A 16718-nucleotide genomic window follows, 5' to 3' on the forward strand; every position below is an offset into this window, starting at 1 on the left:
AGGAACTGCTGTGACCGTCCTCGCCTCCGCCCTCGACACGGGCGGACCCGACTACGCGGCCCACCGTGCCGCCATGCTCGACAAGCTGGCCGCCCTCGACACCGAGCACGCCAAGGCGCTCGCGGGCGGGGGCGAGAAGTACATCGCGCGTCATCGGGGGCGCGGCAAGCTGCTCGCCCGCGAGCGGATCGAGCTGCTCGTCGACCCCGACTCCCCCTTCCTGGAGCTGTCCCCGCTCGCCGCCTGGGGCAGCGACTACCCCGTCGGCGCGTCGATCGTCACCGGCATCGGTGTCGTCGAGGGCGTCGAGTGCCTGATCACCGCCAACGACCCGACCGTGCGCGGCGGCGCCTCCAACCCGTGGACGCTGAAGAAGGCCCTGCGCGCCAACGAGATCGCGTACGCCAACCGGCTCCCGGTCATCTCGCTCGTCGAGTCCGGCGGCGCCGATCTCCCCTCCCAGAAGGAGATCTTCGTCCCCGGGGGCGCGCTCTTCCGCGACCTGACCCGGCTCTCCGCCGCCGGCATCCCCACGATCGCCGTGGTCTTCGGCAACTCCACGGCCGGCGGCGCGTACGTCCCGGGGATGTCCGACCACACCGTGATGATCAAGGAGCGGTCGAAGGTCTTCCTCGGCGGTCCGCCGCTGGTGAAGATGGCCACGGGCGAGGAGAGCGACGACGAGTCGCTCGGCGGCGCCGAGATGCACGCCCGCACCTCCGGTCTCGCCGACCACTACGCCGTCGACGAGGTCGACGCCCTGCGCCAGGCCCGGCGGATCGTCGCGCGTCTCAACCACCGCAAGGCGCACGCCGATCCGGCCCTCGCGGAGCCCCCGAAGTACGACGAGGAGGAGCTGCTCGGGATCGTTCCGGGGGACCTGAAGACCCCCTTCGACCCGCGCGAGGTGATCGCCCGGATCGTCGACGGCTCCGACTTCGACGAGTTCAAGCCGCTGTACGGGCCGAGCCTGGTGACGGGCTGGGCGGAGCTGCACGGCTATCCGGTGGGCATCCTGGCGAACGCCCAGGGCGTGCTGTTCAGCGCGGAGTCGCAGAAGGCGGCGCAGTTCATCCAGCTGGCCAACCAGCGCGACATCCCGCTGGTCTTCCTGCACAACACCACCGGGTACATGGTCGGCAGGGAGTACGAGCAGGGCGGCATCATCAAGCACGGCGCGATGATGATCAACGCGGTCTCGAACTCGCGCGTGCCGCATCTGAGCGTGCTGATGGGCGCGTCGTACGGCGCCGGGCACTACGGCATGTGCGGCCGGGCCTACGACCCGCGCTTCCTCTTCGCCTGGCCGAGCGCCAAGTCGGCCGTCATGGGCCCCCAGCAGCTGGCCGGCGTGCTCTCCATCGTCGCGCGCGCGAGCGCCGCCGCGAAGGGGCAGCCGTACGACGACGAGGCCGACGCGGGGCTGCGCGCCATGGTCGAGGCGCAGATCGAGTCGGAGTCGCTGCCGATGTTCCTGTCGGGGCGGCTGTACGACGACGGCGTCATCGACCCCCGCGACACCCGCACGGTCCTCGGGCTGTGCCTGTCCGCGATCCACACGGCACCGGTCGAGGGCGCGCGCGGCGGCTTCGGCGTCTTCCGAATGTGAGGCGAGTGATGATCTCCAGGCTGCTGGTCGCCAACCGGGGCGAGATCGCCTGCCGGGTGTTCCGCACCTGCCGCGAGCTGGGCGTCGGGACGGTCGCCGTGTACTCGGACGCGGACGCCTCCGCCCTGCACGTACGGGAGGCCGACGCGGCCGTACGGCTGCCGGGGGCGACGCCCGCCGAGACGTATCTGCGCGGGGACCTGGTGGTGAAGGCGGCGCTCGCGGCGGGCGCGGACGCCGTGCACCCGGGGTACGGCTTCCTGTCGGAGAACGCGGAGTTCGCGCGGGCCGTCCTCGACGCGGGCCTGGTCTGGATCGGCCCTCCGCCGGAGGCGATCGAGGCGATGGCCTCGAAGACCCGGGCGAAGGAGCTCCTCGGGGTCGAGCCCCTGGTGGCCGTCACCGAGGCGGACCTGCCGGTCCTGGTGAAGGCGGCCGCGGGCGGCGGCGGCCGTGGCATGCGGATCGTGCGCGAACTGGCCGCACTCGAGGAGGAGATGGCGGCCGCCTCGGCGGAGGCGGCGAGCGCGTTCGGGGACGGCGAGGTGTTCGTCGAGCCGTACGTGGAGAACGGCCGCCATGTGGAGGTGCAGATCCTCGCCGACACGCACGGCACGGTGTGGGCGCTCGGCACCCGCGACTGCTCGCTCCAGCGCCGCCACCAGAAGGTGATCGAGGAGGCGCCGGCGCCGGGTCTGCCGCCGTCGCTGCTCGCGGAGCTCTACGACCGTTCGGTGTCGGCGGCGAAGGCGGTCGGGTACGTCGGCGCGGGCACGGTCGAGTTCCTGGTCGCCGACGTCCCCCCAACTCTCGGCTCCGCTCGGGCAGGGGGGACCCCCAAGGCGCACTTCCTGGAGATGAACACCCGCCTCCAGGTGGAGCACCCGGTGACGGAGGAGGTCCACGGCGTGGACCTGGTGGCCCTCCAGATCACCGTCGCGGAGGGCGGGCAGCTGGCCCCGGAGCCGCCCGCCGCGCAGGGCCACGCGATCGAGGCCCGCCTCTACGCGGAGGACCCGGCCTCGGGCTGGACCCCGCAGACGGGCACGCTGCACGCCCTGGAGTTCCCGGCGGGCGTCCGTGTCGACACCGGTTACGTCTCCGGGGACGCCGTCGGCGTGCACTACGACCCCATGCTCGCGAAGGTCGTCGTGCACGCGGCCACCCGCGCCGAGGCCGTGCGCAAGCTCGCCCACGTGCTGGAACGGGCCAGGATCCACGGGCCCGTGACCAACCGCGACCTGCTGGTGGCGAGCCTGCGGCATCCGGAGTTCGGCGATCCTGCCCGTCTCGGCACCGGGTTCTACGAACGGAACCTCGACGCGCTCACCCAGGCCCCGCCCGGCGGGGCGTACGCGGCCGTCGCCGCCGCGCTCGCGCAGGCCGCCGCCCACGGGGGCCGGTTCGGCGGCGGTTGGCGGAACGTGCGCTCGCAGGACCGGATCGCCGCGTACGGCGAGCACGAGGTCCGCTACCGGCCCACCCGCGAGGGGTACGCCGTCACCGCCCCCGAGGGCGTCCGGCCCGTGAACGTCACCGCCGATCGCGTACGGCTCGAAGTCGACGGTGTCGTACGGGACTTCGAGGTCGCCCGGCACGGCGACACCGTGTACGTCGGTCCGCACCGCCTCACCGCCGTACCCCGCTTCCCCGACCCCGCCGAGCAGCGCGAACCCGGCTCCCTGCTCGCCCCCATGCCCGGCACCGTCGTCCGAGTCGCCGAAGGCCTCGCGCCGGGCGCGCACGTCACCGCCGGGCAGCCGCTCCTCTGGCTCGAGGCCATGAAGATGGAGCACCGCGTCGTCGCTCCCGCCTCCGGCACGCTCACCGCGCTCCACGCCGCCCCCGGCCGCCAGGTCGAGGTCGGCGCCCTGCTCGCCGTCGTACAGCAGTCCGTACAGACCGAAGCACAGGAGGACCAGACCGTATGAGCACCATGATCGAAAGCGAAGAGCTCACCGCGCTCCGGGCCGCCGTCGCGGCGCTCGGACACCGCCACGGTCCCGGCTTCGACCGGGCCGCGCTCTGGGCGGAGGCGGGCAAGCTCGGCTACCTGGGCGTGAACCTGCCCGAGGAGTACGGCGGCGGGGGCGGCGGCATGGCCGAGCTGTCGATCGTCCTGGAGGAGGCGGGGGCCGCCGGAGCCCCGCTCCTGATGATGATCGTCTCGCCCGCCATCTGCGGCACTGTCATCGCCCGCTTCGGGACCGAGGAGCAGAAGGCGGCCTGGCTGCCGGGCCTGGCCGACGGCTCGCGCACCATGGCCTTCGGCATCACCGAGCCCGACGCCGGCTCCAACTCCCACCGGATCACGACCACGGCCACGAAGACCGAGGAGGGCTGGGTCCTCAACGGCCGCAAGGTGTTCGTGTCGGGTGTCGACATCGCCGACGCCACCCTGATCGTCGGCAGGACCTCCGACGCCAGGACGGGCAACCTCAAGCCCTGTCTCTTCGTCGTGGACCGGGACGCCCCCGGCTTCCAGCGGCGTCAGATCGACATGGAACTCGACGCCAACGAGAAGCAGTTCGAGCTGATCCTCGACGACGTCCACCTCCCCGCCGACGCCCTCGTGGGCGACGAGGACGCCGGCCTGCTCCAGCTCTTCGCCGGGCTCAACCCCGAGCGCATCATGACGGCGGCGTTCGCGATCGGCATGGGCCGCTACGCCCTCGCCCAGGCCGTGAAGTACGCCAAGGAGCGCACCGTCTGGAAGGCCCCCATCGGCGCCCACCAGGCCATCGCCCACCCCCTCGCCCAGGCCCACATCGAACTGGAGCTGGCCCGGCTGATGATGCAGAAGGCCGCCGCCCTGTACGACGCGGGCGACGACATCGGCGCGGGCGAGGCCGCCAACATGGCCAAGTACGCCGCCGGAGAGGCCTGCGTGAAGGCCGTCGACCAGTCCGTCCACACCCTCGGCGGCAACGGCCTCACCCGCGAGTTCGGCCTCGCCCGCCTGATCGCCGCCTCCCGCGTCGCCCGGATCGCACCGGTCAGCCGGGAGATGATCCTCAACTACGTGTCCCACCAGTCCCTGGGTCTCCCCAAGTCGTACTGAGCCGGTCCATCCTGACCCGGCACGCCATCTCCGCACCTTCCACCTCTCCCAGGGGGCACGCATGGTGTTTCACAGCGAGTACGCGGACGTCCCGGTCGTCTCCCTCCCCATCCACGAGGCCGTCCTCGGCCGGTCCGCCGAGTTCGGGGACGCGCCGGCCCTGATCGACGGGGTGGGCGGGACGACCCTCAGCCACGCCCAGGTCGACGCCCTCCACCGGCGCGTCGCCGCCGGGCTCGCCGAGGCCGGGGTCCGCAAGGGGGACGTCGTCGCCCTGCACAGCCCCAACACCGTCCTGTTCCCCGTCGCGTTCTACGCGGCCACCCGCGCCGGCGCGTCCGTCACCACCGTCCACCCGCTCGCCACTCCGGAGGAGTTCGCCAAGCAGCTCCAGGACTCCTCCGCGCGCTGGATCGTCACCGTCTCCCCGCTGCTCGCCCCGGCCCGCCGGGCCGCCGAACTCGCCGGCGGCGTCGAGGAGATCTTCGTCTGCGACCAGGCACCCGAGGGCGAGGGGATCCGCTCCCTCCAGTCCATGGCGGCCACCACCGCCCCCGAACCGGACATCGCCTTCGACCCCGACGAGGACGTCGCCGCCCTGCCGTACTCCTCCGGCACCACCGGAGTCCCCAAGGGCGTGATGCTCACCCACACCTCGATCGCCACCAACCTCGCCCAGCTCGACCCCCTCGTCCCCATGGGTCCCGGCGACCGCATCCTCGCCGTCCTGCCGTTCTTCCACATCTACGGCCTCACAGCCCTGATGAACGCGCCCCTGCGGCAGGGCGCGACCGTCGTCGTCCTGCCCCGCTTCGACCTGGACCAGTTCCTCTCGGCGATCGAGAAGCACCGCATCAACGGCCTGTACGTGGCTCCGCCGATCGTCCTCGCGCTCGCCAAGCACCCGGCCGTCGCCGACCACGACCTCTCCTCCCTGGAGTACATCGTCAGCGCCGCCGCACCGCTCGACGCCTCCCTCGCCCAGGCCTGCTCGGCCCGGCTGGGGCTGCCGCCCGTGCGTCAGGCGTACGGGATGACCGAGCTGTCACCCGGCACGCACGTCGTGCCCCTCGACGCCGACAGCCCTCCGCCCGGCGCCGTCGGCAGGCTGCTGCCCTCCACCGAGATGCGGATCCTGTCCCTCGACGACCCGTCGAAGGACGCCGCGCCCGGGGCCGAGGGCGAGGTCGCCATCCGGGGCCCGCAGGTCATGAAGGGGTACCTGGGACGCCCCGACGCCACCGCCGCGATGATCGACGCCGACGGCTGGGTCCACACCGGCGACATCGGCCGCGTCGACGAGGACGGCTGGCTGTTCGTCGTCGACCGGGTCAAGGAACTCATCAAGTACAAGGGCTTCCAGGTCGCCCCGGCCGAACTCGAAGCCCTGCTGCTCACCCACGAGGGCATCGCCGACGCGGCCGTGATCGGCGTCACCGACGAGGAGGGCACGGAGATCCCCAAGGCATACGTCGTCCGGCAGCCGACCGCCCCGGGGCTGAGCGCCGGGGACGTCATGGCGTACGTGGCCGGAAAGGTCGCCCCGTACAAGAAGATCAGGCGCGTGGAGTTCATCGACGGAGTGCCGCGCGCCGCGTCGGGGAAGATCCTGCGTCGTGAGTTGAGGGACCGCGAGTGACCGAGCTGAGGGACGACGCATGAAGCTGGACGGTGGCATCGCCACACTGACGCTGGACTCCCCGGAGAACCGCAACGCGCTCTCGGCGGCGCTGGTCGCCGAGCTGGCGCGGGCGCTCGGCGAATGCGGGCGCGATCCCGCCGTACGGGCGGTGGTCCTCACCCACTCCGGCTCGACGTTCAGCGCGGGCGCCGACCTGAAGGCCCCGCCGAGCCCGTACGCCTTCGTGGACCTGCTCCGGCAGATCGTCGAGCTGCCCAAGCCGGTGGTGGGCGTGGTGCGCGGACACGTCCGGGCGGGCGGACTCGGGCTCCTCGGGGCGTGCGACATCGTGGTGGCCTCGGACGCGTCGGACTTCGCGCTCACGGAGGTACGGATCGGGGTCGCGCCCGCCGTCATCTCTCTGACGCTGCTGCCGAAGCTGGAGCCGCGCGCGGCGGCCCGGTACTACGTCACCGGGGAGCGCTTCGGGACGGCGGAGGCCCGGGCGATGGGCCTGGTGACCGCCGGCGAGGACGCCCTGGACGCGATCCTCGACGGGCTGCGCAAGGGTTCACCGCAGGGGCTGGCCGAATCGAAGCGCCTGGTCACGGCTAAAGTCCTGGAAACCTTCGAACGCGAAGCGGAGGACCTGGTCCAGAGGTCGGCCACGCTCTTCGCCTCCGCCGAGGCACGCGAAGGGATGACGGCCTTCCTCGAACGACGGGACCCCGAATGGCGGTTGTGACCGGCCCGAAGCAGGACAGGAGCCGCGCCACCCGGCAGCGGCTCCTGGAGGCGGCGGTGTCCTGCCTGGCCGAACACGGCTGGGCGGGCTCCACCGTCGCGGTGGTCGCCGAGCGGGCGGGCGTCTCGCGGGGCGCGGCCCAGCATCACTTCCCGACCCGGGAGGACCTCTTCACGGCGGCCGTCGAGTACGTCGCCGAGGAGCGGTCGGAGGCGCTGCGCACCCTTCCGGCCCGCGACCGCCGCGAGGCCGTGTCGGCCCTGGTCGACCTCTTCACCGGGCCGCTCTTCCGCGCCGCCCTCCACCTCTGGGTGGCGGCGGCCCACGAACCGCAGCTCCACGCGCGCGTGACCGAGCTGGAGGCGCGCGTCGGCCGTGAGTCCCACCGCATGGCGGTGACCCTCCTCGCCGCGGACGAGTCGGTCCCCGGTGTGCGGGAGACCGTCCAGGGCTTCCTGGACATGGCCCGTGGCCTCGGCCTCGCGACCCTGCTGACGGACGACCGGGCCCGCCGGGACCGGGTGGTGGCCCAGTGGTCGAGGCTCCTGGACGAGGCGCTGGGCTGAGGCGGGCAGCCCGACCCGCCGGGGACGGGCCGGACAACGGACCCGTCGGCCACGGCGGTCAGGACGGTACCGACAGGGCCGCGAGGTAGCCCGTCAGCGCCGCCGCCGTGCCGGCGAGCGGGAAACGGGCGCCGAGCTGCCCGTCCGGACGGACCAGGAAGCCGGTCGGGCCCTCGGGCCGGTAGAGCCGGGCGAACTCTCCCGCCGCGTCCCCGTAGAGCCCGTCGGCCCCGTCGGCGTCGGCGTCGCGGGCGAGCACGGCGACCGTCGCGAGCCCGCCATCCGGCGCCGCGCCGCCCCCGCCGGACGGGCGGCCTTCGGCCGGGGCCAGGCCGTCCTCCGCGGCCAGACCGCCTTCCGAAGCGAGGCCGGTCTCCGAGGGCTCCCGTCCGCCGACGGCCGCGGCGACCACGGCGCCCGCCTCGGCGGCCCTGGCCAGCTCGGCGGCCTGGTCCGCGTAGAGCAGCAGGACGTGCCCGGTGCGGCCGCGCAGGACGTCGAGGAGCCGCAGCGGGTAGCCGGCGAGGGGGAGCGCCAGGCCGCCGCAGTCGGGAGCCCGGTCGCCGGGCTGGGGCGCGTCGTCCGGCCCGTAGGGGCTGCCCGCGAGTGGCCCGCCCCGGTAGGAGACGAGCAGCTGTGCCTCCCGGAGCATCAGGGTGGCCGGGTCCTCGGAGTCGTTCTCGATGCCCCGGTTCGCGTGCCGCACGGTCCGGCCCACGACCTCCTCGCCGACCGGGCGGCGTTCGGCGTCGTAGCTGGTGAGCAGCGCGAGCCCGGCCTCACCGCGTACGACGAGCGCGATCTTCCAGGCCAGGTTGCAGGCGTCCTGGATGCCGGTGTTCATGCCCTGTGCGCCGGTGGGCGGGTGGATGTGGGCGGCGTCGCCCGCGACGAAGACCCGGCCCGCGCCGTACCGGTCGACGATCCGGTGGCTGACGCGGAAGACGGAGGACCAGCGCAGCGCGGAGACCCGGGCCGGGGTCGGGGCCAGCCGGTCGACGACGGCCTGGATGTGGGCCAGCTCGGGGACCCGGCCGCCCTCCAGGCCGTGCGCGACGCTGTCGCGGCCGTGCTCCAGGCCGGGCGCGATGCCATCGCCCCGCGCCTTCCCCGCGCCGTCCGTGGACAGCTCGGGTGGCACCCTCATGGACATCCGGTACCGGCGCGTTCCCGGCAGCGGGATGCAGACCAGCACGTCGTCGGTCGAGCCGTCCTCGGCGCGGTGCAGGGACCGCAGGCCGTACCCGTACGGCAGGTCCCAGTCGGTCTCGACATCACCGAGCATGTACTCCTCGGGGAAGGCCCCGCCCTCGTAGCTGAGGCCGAGTCCCTTGCGGACGGTGCTGTGCGCGCCGTCGCAGCCGACCAGGAAGCGGGCGCGCAGCTCCTCCTCGGCGCCGGAGGCGATACGGAGCCGGGCGGTCACCCCGTCCGCGTCCTGGGCGAACGACAGCAGCTCGGTGCCGCGCTCGATCACCGTGCCCAGACCCGCGACGTACTCCTCGAGGAGCCGCTCCGTCTCGTACTGCGGCAGCGCGGCGAACCGGTAGGGGACCTCCGGCGGCAGGGCGAGCTCGAACCGGGCCTGCTCCCGGCCGTCGACGTAGACGAGCTGGCCGCGCAGCGGGACGGCGCGCTCCAGGACGGCGCGGGCCAGTCCCATCCGGTCCCAGATCTCCAGCGTGCGCGGCTGGACACCGACCGCCTTCGCGTACGGGAGGCGGGCCGGCAGCCGGTCGACGAGCCGGCACTCCACGCCGCGGCGGCGCAGCTCCGCGGCGGCGCTCAGCCCCACCGGGCCGGCGCCCACGATCAGTACGTCGGTCGTACGGGTCTCTGCCACGGGTGCCTCCCACCGCGTCGGGCCCCCGGACCGGTCCCGACCACCATGGTCGCCCGCCGGGCCGCGGGCGGCGAGCCGGGCGGGACCGAGGGGCCGTCGCCGGCCGGGGCGGGCGCCGTGACCGACCCCACAGGCCGTCGTGACCCACGCCACATACGTCCCGGCCGCCCCGCAGTACGCTGGTTCCATGCTTCCGCTCGTACGCCGCCGCCACGTGGACTTCGTCCGCGTCACGAGCATGGGCTGTCGGCGCTCCGCCTGACCCCCGAGCCCCTCTTCTCTTCAGGCACCCGCGCCCCCGCCCCATCCCCGGCGGTGCGCCCGGGCACCCGTACACCCCGCGGACGCACACCATGACGCACTCGTCGCACACCCAGCCGTACAGCTCCCAGCTCCCGATCGTCGACCTCTCCGCCGCCGACCGCGGCCCGCAGGACCGACGTCTCCTCCATGCCCAGCTGCACTCCGCCGCCCACGACGTCGGCTTCTTCCAGCTCGTCGGGCACGGGATCACGCAGGCCGAGACGGCGGCCCTCACCTCCGCGATGAAGGCGTTCTTCGCCCTCCCGGAGGCCGACCGGCTCGCCCTCGACACCACCAACTCGCCGCACTTCCGCGGCTACACCCGCATCGGCGACGAGCGCACCGGCGGCTCCCGCGACTGGCGCGACCAGCTCGACATCGGAGCCGAGCGTCCCGCGCGCGTCCCGGGCCCCGGCGAGGCCCCGTACTGGTGGCTCCAGGGCCCGAACCAGTGGCCCGCCGCCCTCCCCGAGCTGCGTCTCGCCGCGCTCAACTGGGTCGAGCGGCTCAGCGCGGTCGCCCAGCGGCTGCTGCACGAGCTGCTGGCCTCGATCGGCGCGCCGACGGGCTTCTACGACGACATCTTCGGGGCGCGGGCCCACCCGCACCTGAAGCTGGTGCGCTACCCGGGAAGCGCCGGGGACGGCGCCGACCAGGGCGTGGGCGCCCACAAGGACTACGGCTTCCTGACGCTGCTCCTGCAGGACCACGTCGGGGGTCTCCAGGTCGAGCGGGAGGACGGCCTCTTCCACGACGTCCCGCCGCTGCCGGGCGCGTTCGTCGTCAACCTGGGGGAGCTGCTCGAAGTGGCGACGGACGGCTATCTGCGCGCCACCAACCACCGGGTGGTCTCCCCGCGCGGGGCAACGGAGCGCTTCTCGGTCCCGTTCTTCTACAACCCGAGGCTCGACGCCCGGATCGCGCCGCTGCCGTTCCCGCACGCCGCGGCGGCGCCCGGGATCACGACCGACCCGGCGAACCCGCTGTTCGCCGAGTACGGCCGCAACGAGCTGAAGGGCAAGCTCCGCGCCCACCCGCTGGCCGCGGCCCGCCACCACGCGGACCTCCTCCTCGCCGAGGACCGCCGCCTCACCACGGCCTGACGCCCGGGGCCCGCGGTCCGTCGCCCGCAGGGCCGAGCCCGGGACCGCGTGGCGGTCCCGGGCTCGGGCCGGGGCGGGCTGTGCGGGCCGGCCCCGGGAGAGTTCCTGCGCTGCCGCGGGCTCAGCCCGCGTACGCCGCCATGTCGGCGTAGCCCGCGATCTCCTGCGGGTTGCGCTGGCCAGGGCCGATGTACCGCGCCGAGGGCCGGACCAGGCGGCCGGTGCGCTTCTGCTCCAGGATGTGCGCCGACCAGCCCGCCGTGCGCGCGCAGGTGAACATCGACGTGAACATGTGCGCCGGGACCTCCGCGAAGTCCAGCATGATCGCCGCCCAGAACTCCACGTTCGTCGCCAGGACACGGTCCGGGCGGCGGTTGTGCAGCTCCTCCAGCGCCGCCTTCTCCAGCGCCTCCGCGACCTCGAACCGCGGTGCGGCCAGCTCCTTGGCCGTACGGCGCAGGACGCGGGCGCGCGGGTCCTCGGCGCGGTAGACGCGGTGGCCGAAGCCCATCAGGCGTTCGCCCTTGTCCAGCGCCTTCTTCACGTACGCGGTGGCGTCACCGGTCCGCTCGATCTCCTCGATCATGCCGAGGACCCGGGAGGGGGCGCCGCCGTGCAGCGGGCCGGACATCGCGCCCACGGCGCCGGACAGCGCCGCGGCCACGTCCGCGCCGGTCGAGGCGATGACGCGGGCGGTGAACGTGGAGGCGTTCATGCCGTGCTCGGCGGCCGAGGTCCAGTACGCGTCGACGGCCTTGACGTGCCGCGGGTCCGGCTCGCCACGCCAGCGGATCATGAACCGCTCGACGACCGACTGCGCCTTGTCGATCTCGCTCTGCGGCACCATCGGCAGCCCCTGGCCGCGCGCCGACTGGGCGACGTACGACAGGGCCATGACGGCGGCGCGGGCGAGGTCCTCGCGGGCCTGCTCGGCGTCGATGTCGAGCAGCGGCTTGAGACCCCAGACCGGGGCGAGCATGGCGAGCGCGGACTGCACGTCGACACGGATGTCACCGGAGTGCACGGGGATCGGGAAGGGCTCGGCCGGCGGCAGACCGGGGTCGAACGCCCCGTCCACCAGCAGGCCCCAGACGTTGCCGAACGAGACGTGACCGACCAGATCCTCGATGTCGACGCCGCGGTACCGCAGGGCGCCGCCCTCCTTGTCCGGTTCGGCGATCTCCGTCTCGAACGCGACGACTCCCTCGAGCCCGGGTACGAAGTCGGACATCATGCGGCTCCTCAATCGATGATCAATCATCCGGCGGGTTGGCGGACCTTTCGGTCGGAAGGACCGGGAGGTCTGAGGGGGACCTGTCGGCCCGCTGAGGCCTCTTGGTCGGATATGAACAGTCGCCCAGCCCAAGAGTCTGTACGGTTCCGATGATGCGGGGAAGCGTGACATCCGGCACAGTGCGCCGATCCGGCGAGGAAGGATTAGCGGCACGTGATGCCGGGCAGGCTCCGCCTCTGCGGCAGGATGATTCCTGTGACCGACGCCTTCGATCCCGCCGACATGCGCGAGCAGTACCGCACCACGGAGCTCACTGTGGCCGACCTCGCCCCCGAACCGATCGAACAGTTCACGCGCTGGTTCAAGACCGCCGCCACGAACCCGGCGATCCACGAGCCGAACGCCATGATCGTCTCGACGGCGACGCCTGACGGCCGCCCCTCCTCCCGCACGGTGCTCCTGAAGCACTACGACGAGGCCGGCTTCGTCTTCTACACGAACTACGGCTCCCGCAAGGGCGGCGAGCTCGCGGCCAATCCGCAGGTCTCGCTGCTCTTCCCCTGGCATCCGCTGGCGCGCCAGGTCATCGTCACGGGCCGCGCGGTCCGTACGGGCAGGGACGAGACCGTCGCGTACTTCCGGACCCGCCCGCACGGCTCCCAGCTGGGCGCCTGGGCCAGCCACCAGTCCGCGGTGATCGAGTCGCGCGAGGAGCTGCTCGCCCGGTACGAGGAGCTGGCGGCGCGCTACCCGGCGGACGAGCAGGTGCCGGTGCCGCCGGAGTGGGGCGGCATCCGGGTCGTGCCGGAGGCGGTGGAGTTCTGGCAGGGGCACGAGAACCGGCTGCACGACCGGCTGCGGTACGTACGCGAGGGCGACGGGGTGGGCGACGCGGTGCGCGGGGGCGAGGACGCGGTGCGCGATGCCGCGGGTGGGGGAGAGGGCGTGGCGGGCGAGGCCCACTGGCGCGTGGAGCGCCTCTCACCCTGACAGCTTCGTCGCCTCCGCGAGCGCTTCCCCGACGGCGTGCGGGATGTCGGTGACCGGGAAGCGCGCGTGCCGTACGGTCCGGTCCCGGTCCACGACCAGCACCGCGCGCCTGAGCCGAAGCGCCTGACCGGCCGTGCGGAAGGTCGGCAGCCGGAGCGCCGCCGAGAGCCGGGCGTCCATGTCGGAGAGCAGCGGGAACGGGATCTCCTCGGCGGCGGCGAAGGCCCGCTGCTCGTCGGGTCGCTGCGTCGAGACCCCGTGGACGGCGATCCCGGCCGCGGTGAAGTCTCCGTACGCGTCCCTGAACAGCCGGTTCTCCAGGGTGCAGCCCACCGCTCCGGGGATGTCGTCCCAGCCTTCGGGCAGCGGGCTCGGCCGCCCGGTGGCGGGGTAGCAGAAGAGGACGGTGGCGGCGGCGTCCGGGTCCACGGGGTCCCGCTCGGCGCCGGTGTGCGCGGGCAGGGTCAGGCGCGGCAGCCGGGTGCCGGGCAGCTCGTGGACGCGGACGGCCTCGGCACTGTCCTCGTCCGCGGAGGCGGTGAGGGTGCCGTCGCCGAGCAGCCAGCGATCGGACCAGTCCTGCATCGCGACCAGGACGGGGAGGAGGGCGCGCCCGGCCGGGCTGAGCCGGTACTCGTAGCGCACCGGTCCCTCCTGGTACGGCACCTTGTCGAGCAGGCCGCTGTCGACGAGGTGACCGAGGCGCTCGGCGAGGACCTTGCGGGAGATGCCGAGCTCGCCCTGGAGCTCGTCGAAGCGGTGCCGGCCGCGTGCGGTCTCCCGGACGAGCAGCAGGCTCCACCAGTCGCCGACGACGGCGGCGGCGTGGGCGATCGCGCAGGCGGCGTCGCGCTCGGGCACGGCTCGGACCATGCGCTCCTCCTCGGGCGGGCAACCGCTCCATCTTGCGCCATCGAGTGAGTTCCCGATAGAAACTCATTGTAAGTTCCGAAAAGGAACTCGCGCGTCGACCGGCAGAGACCGATCGCGGAGAGCCATCGGAATCCACGGAGATCCACAGGGGGAGGGGAACACCCGCATGCCCATAGCCCGGGCAACCGCCTGGCGCACCTGGCAGATGACCCGCCGCGCCTACCCATGGACCTACGCCGTCGGCACGGTCCTGCCCGCCGCGCTCGCCATCTCGCTGGCGTACCTCGGCTACCACGTCGTCGGAGGCGGAGCCGTCGCCGACGACTTCGCCACGGGCAGCGGCACCACCGCCTACCTCGCCTACATCGTCGTCGGCGCCACCGCCTTCCAGTTCACCGTCCGCCTCATCCTCTGGTCCGCCAAGGCGCTGATCACCGAGCAGCGTGAGGGCACGCTCGGCGCCCTCCTCGTCGCCCCGGCCGGCCGCTTCCCGTACCTCGCCGGCTTCACCGCCTTCGCCGTGCTCAGCAGCCTGGTCGAGTTCCTCGCGCTCGGCGTCTTCGTGGCCCTGCTGGGTCTCTCCGTCCCCGTGGCCTCCGCCGCCGGGCTGCTCCTCGGCGTCCTCGCCCTCGCCGGCGCGGTCTTCGCGCTCTCGGTCGGGCTCGGCGGGCTGATGATCGCCGCCGGCGAGGCCCACATCTCGCAGAACACCGTCTTCATCGTCCTCGGCCTCGTCGGCGGCTTCACCTTCCCCCGCGCCTACCTGCCCGAGCCCGTCCAGTGGTTCGCCGAACTGCTCCCGACGACCGCGGCGACGGACGTCCTGCACGCGGCGACCACCGGCGGCCAGTCGCTGCCCGGCCTCCTGCCGAGGCTGGCGGTGGGCGTCGCGGTGAGCGCCGTGTACCTGCTGCTCGGCCTGACGTACCTGCCGCGGGCCGAGGCCCGGGCCGTAGAGAGGAGTTACTGACATGACGGGCATCCAGGTGCGCGCGCTGCGCAAGGACTTCCCCGTACGCGACAAGGGCCTCTTCGGCCCGCGTTCGCTCAAGCGGGCGGTCGACGGCCTCGACCTCGACATCCCGCCCGGCCGGATCACCGGCCTCCTCGGCCTCAACGGCGCCGGCAAGACCACCACCATCAAGGTCCTCGCCACCCTGCTGCGCCCCACCTCCGGACAGGTCACGGTCGACGGCCTCGACACCGTCGCCGACGCCCGCGCCGTCCGCCGCCGCATCAACCTCATCGCGGGCGGCGAGCGCATGGTCTACACCCGGATGACCGGCCGGGAGAACCTCTGGTACTTCGGCCAGCTCTACGACGTGCCCAAGCGTGAACTGCGGCCCCGGATCGACGAGCTGCTGGCCCTGGTCGGCCTGACGGACGCGGCGGACACCATGGTCGAGCGGTACTCGCGCGGCATGACCCAGCGCCTCGCCATCGCCCGCGGGCTGATCAACCGCCCCGCCTACCTCCTGCTTGACGAGCCCACCCTCGGCCTCGACGCCCCGATCGCCCGCGACCTGCGCCGCGTCGTCGCCCGCCTCGCCGAGGAGGGTACGGGCGTCCTCCTCACCTCCCACTACCTCGCCGAGGTCGAGGAGCTCTGCGGCCATGTGTACGTGATCTCCGCGGGCCGCCACCTCGCCGAAGGCAGCCCGGCGGAGCTCAAGGCGGCCACCGGCAGCCACCGCACGATCCGCCTCACGGTCACCGACCCGAGCCCGGCGACCGCCGCGGTCGCGGAACGCTTCGGAGCGGCGCGCGAGCCCCTGCCCGAGGGGGCCGAGCTGATCACCCTGCGCCACCCGGACGACATGGCGGGCCCCCTCGCCGCGGCCGTCGTCGAGGCGGGCGGCTCGATCGGCGGCCTGGAGATCGCGGAGGCGAGCCTGGAGGACGCGATCCTCGCCCTCGCGGAGACCGGCGAGGAGGCCCTCGTATGAACCACGCGCTGAGGGTCTTCGCGGCGGAGGCGCTGAAGCAGCACCGCCGTCTCTTCGGCCAGCCGCTCGTCGCCTTCTCGATGCTCGTCTGGCCGGTGCTCCAACTGGCCACCACCTACTACACGCTGCGCCCCGTCGCCACGGCCTCGCCGGCCGCCGCGAACTGGCCGCTCGCCGCCGACCCGGACCGCCTCCTCGCCTTCCTGGCCACCGGCACGCTCGCGTACGCCTTCTTCTTCTCCCTCGTCCAGAGCGCCTGGCACTTCTCCTTCGAGCGCTCCACGGGCACCCTGGAGCTCCTCTTCCTCTCCCCGGCCGGCCGCCTCACCCTCATGATCGCCAACGGGGCGGGAGCGCTCCTCCAGAACGCCTGGCTGCTCACCTGTTTCACCGTCGCGGCCCTCACCGGCTTCGGCGCGCTCTCGGTCTCGGCCTGGTGGATGTACGCGGTGGTCTTCCTCGCCCTGCTCGTCCCGGCGGTCGCGTGGGGCGCGTTCCTCAACAGCCTGCTGGTCTTCTCGCGCGACTCGGCGTTCCTGTACACGATCCTCGACGAGCCGCTCTGGTTCGTCTCGGCCGTCCGCCTGCCGCACTTCGCCCTGCCGGCGGTGATCCAGGTCGTCGGCGCGGCCTTCCCGCTCACCGGCAGCCTGATCGCCGTCCGCGGAGCCCTCCTGGAACACCGCACGCTCACGGACCTCGCCCCGGCCCTCCTCGGCCTCACGGCCCTGAGCGCCCTGCTCCTGGGGGCGGCCGCGCTCATCCTCCACGCGGGCGAGGCCCGCTCACAGCGCACGGGGAGGCTGTCGATGGCCTAGTGCGGC

Annotated in this window: 14 protein-coding genes; 11 read left to right on the forward strand and 3 right to left on the reverse strand. The window is 73.3% G+C overall.

Annotated features, from left to right (window positions below; genetic code table 11):
- Nucleotides 1-10: 10 nt before the first annotated feature.
- From ACF1G2_RS25165 to ACF1G2_RS25190, 6 genes are all read left to right on the forward strand, one after another.
- Nucleotides 11-1609: an acyl-CoA carboxylase subunit beta gene (locus tag ACF1G2_RS25165; protein WP_391800421.1), complete on the forward strand. Its 1599-nt coding sequence runs from the start codon at nt 11-13 to the stop codon at nt 1607-1609.
- 8 nt (nt 1610-1617) lie between these two features.
- Complete coding sequence (locus ACF1G2_RS25170) at nt 1618-3540, forward strand: biotin carboxylase N-terminal domain-containing protein (RefSeq protein ID WP_391800422.1); 1923 nt, start codon at nt 1618-1620, stop codon at nt 3538-3540.
- Nucleotides 3537-4670, forward strand: coding sequence for an acyl-CoA dehydrogenase family protein (locus ACF1G2_RS25175; RefSeq protein WP_391800423.1), 1134 nt, complete (start codon nt 3537-3539; stop codon nt 4668-4670). Before ACF1G2_RS25170 ends, ACF1G2_RS25175 begins: the two co-directional genes overlap by 4 nt.
- A gap of 61 nt (nt 4671-4731) precedes the next feature.
- A complete protein-coding gene (locus tag ACF1G2_RS25180; RefSeq protein WP_391800424.1) occupies nt 4732-6309 on the forward strand; it encodes a 4-coumarate--CoA ligase family protein in 1578 nt (525 codons plus the stop codon).
- A gap of 19 nt (nt 6310-6328) precedes the next feature.
- Nucleotides 6329-7036 carry an enoyl-CoA hydratase family protein gene (locus ACF1G2_RS25185; protein ID WP_391800425.1) on the forward strand — a complete coding sequence of 236 codons (708 nt, stop codon included), beginning with the start codon at nt 6329-6331 and terminating at the stop codon, nt 7034-7036.
- Nucleotides 7024-7602, forward strand: coding sequence for a TetR/AcrR family transcriptional regulator (locus ACF1G2_RS25190; RefSeq protein ID WP_391800426.1), 579 nt, complete (start codon nt 7024-7026; stop codon nt 7600-7602). The genes ACF1G2_RS25185 and ACF1G2_RS25190 overlap by 13 nt, the downstream gene beginning before the upstream one ends.
- Nucleotides 7603-7660: 58 nt before the next feature.
- On the opposite strand, the gene ACF1G2_RS25195 is transcribed toward ACF1G2_RS25190, so the two are convergent.
- Nucleotides 7661-9445: an FAD-dependent monooxygenase gene (locus ACF1G2_RS25195; RefSeq protein ID WP_391800427.1), complete on the reverse strand. Its 1785-nt coding sequence runs from the start codon at nt 9443-9445 to the stop codon at nt 7661-7663.
- A 353-nt stretch (nt 9446-9798) separates the two neighbouring features.
- On the opposite strand from ACF1G2_RS25195, the gene ACF1G2_RS25200 reads away from it, so the two are divergent.
- Complete coding sequence (locus tag ACF1G2_RS25200; RefSeq protein WP_391800428.1) at nt 9799-10851, forward strand: isopenicillin N synthase family dioxygenase; 1053 nt, start codon at nt 9799-9801, stop codon at nt 10849-10851.
- A 121-nt stretch (nt 10852-10972) separates the two neighbouring features.
- On the opposite strand, the gene ACF1G2_RS25205 is transcribed toward ACF1G2_RS25200, so the two are convergent.
- Nucleotides 10973-12082 (reverse strand): citrate synthase 2, encoded by a 1110-nt coding sequence (locus ACF1G2_RS25205; protein WP_383171123.1) that lies wholly within the window; start codon nt 12080-12082, stop codon nt 10973-10975.
- Between the two features lie 285 nt (nt 12083-12367).
- Here ACF1G2_RS25205 and pdxH point away from each other — a divergent pair, with 285 nt between their 5' ends.
- Nucleotides 12368-13075 carry a pyridoxamine 5'-phosphate oxidase gene (gene pdxH / locus ACF1G2_RS25210; protein WP_391800533.1) on the forward strand — a complete coding sequence of 236 codons (708 nt, stop codon included), beginning with the start codon at nt 12368-12370 and terminating at the stop codon, nt 13073-13075.
- Here the strand turns inward: pdxH and ACF1G2_RS25215 are convergent.
- A complete protein-coding gene (locus ACF1G2_RS25215; protein WP_391800429.1) occupies nt 13067-13948 on the reverse strand; it encodes a winged helix-turn-helix transcriptional regulator in 882 nt (293 codons plus the stop codon). The two genes, pdxH and ACF1G2_RS25215, sit on opposite strands and share 9 nt — an antisense overlap.
- Nucleotides 13949-14114: 166 nt before the next feature.
- Here ACF1G2_RS25215 and ACF1G2_RS25220 point away from each other — a divergent pair, with 166 nt between their 5' ends.
- The 3 genes from ACF1G2_RS25220 to ACF1G2_RS25230 are packed head-to-tail and all read left to right on the forward strand — an operon-like array spanning nt 14115 to nt 16712.
- Entirely contained in the window at nt 14115-14918 is an 804-nt protein-coding gene (locus ACF1G2_RS25220; RefSeq protein ID WP_391800430.1) for an ABC transporter permease, read from the forward strand.
- 1 nt (nt 14919) lies between these two features.
- Nucleotides 14920-15894: an ABC transporter ATP-binding protein gene (locus ACF1G2_RS25225; protein ID WP_391800431.1), complete on the forward strand. Its 975-nt coding sequence runs from the start codon at nt 14920-14922 to the stop codon at nt 15892-15894.
- A complete protein-coding gene (locus tag ACF1G2_RS25230) occupies nt 15891-16712 on the forward strand; it encodes an ABC transporter permease (protein WP_391800432.1) in 822 nt (273 codons plus the stop codon). Before ACF1G2_RS25225 ends, ACF1G2_RS25230 begins: the two co-directional genes overlap by 4 nt.
- Nucleotides 16713-16718 lie beyond the last annotated feature (6 nt).

Source organism: Streptomyces sp. NPDC013457, from assembly GCF_043089925.1.
Classification (GTDB): domain Bacteria; phylum Actinomycetota; class Actinomycetes; order Streptomycetales; family Streptomycetaceae; genus Streptomyces.

Coding starts and splice junctions, on each gene's coding strand:
- ACF1G2_RS25220 (WP_391800430.1), top strand. CDS start 14,115: ATGCCCATAGCCCGGGCAACCGCCTGGCGCACCTGGCAGATGACCCGC.
- ACF1G2_RS25180 (WP_391800424.1), top strand. CDS start 4,732: ATGGTGTTTCACAGCGAGTACGCGGACGTCCCGGTCGTCTCCCTCCCC.
- ACF1G2_RS25205 (WP_383171123.1), bottom strand. CDS start 12,082: ATGTCCGACTTCGTACCCGGGCTCGAGGGAGTCGTCGCGTTCGAGACG.
- ACF1G2_RS25185 (WP_391800425.1), top strand. CDS start 6,329: ATGAAGCTGGACGGTGGCATCGCCACACTGACGCTGGACTCCCCGGAG.
- ACF1G2_RS25200 (WP_391800428.1), top strand. CDS start 9,799: ATGACGCACTCGTCGCACACCCAGCCGTACAGCTCCCAGCTCCCGATC.
- ACF1G2_RS25215 (WP_391800429.1), bottom strand. CDS start 13,948: ATGGTCCGAGCCGTGCCCGAGCGCGACGCCGCCTGCGCGATCGCCCAC.
- ACF1G2_RS25170 (WP_391800422.1), top strand. CDS start 1,618: ATGATCTCCAGGCTGCTGGTCGCCAACCGGGGCGAGATCGCCTGCCGG.
- ACF1G2_RS25175 (WP_391800423.1), top strand. CDS start 3,537: ATGAGCACCATGATCGAAAGCGAAGAGCTCACCGCGCTCCGGGCCGCC.
- ACF1G2_RS25230 (WP_391800432.1), top strand. CDS start 15,891: ATGAACCACGCGCTGAGGGTCTTCGCGGCGGAGGCGCTGAAGCAGCAC.
- ACF1G2_RS25225 (WP_391800431.1), top strand. CDS start 14,920: ATGACGGGCATCCAGGTGCGCGCGCTGCGCAAGGACTTCCCCGTACGC.
- ACF1G2_RS25190 (WP_391800426.1), top strand. CDS start 7,024: ATGGCGGTTGTGACCGGCCCGAAGCAGGACAGGAGCCGCGCCACCCGG.
- pdxH (WP_391800533.1), top strand. CDS start 12,368: ATGCGCGAGCAGTACCGCACCACGGAGCTCACTGTGGCCGACCTCGCC.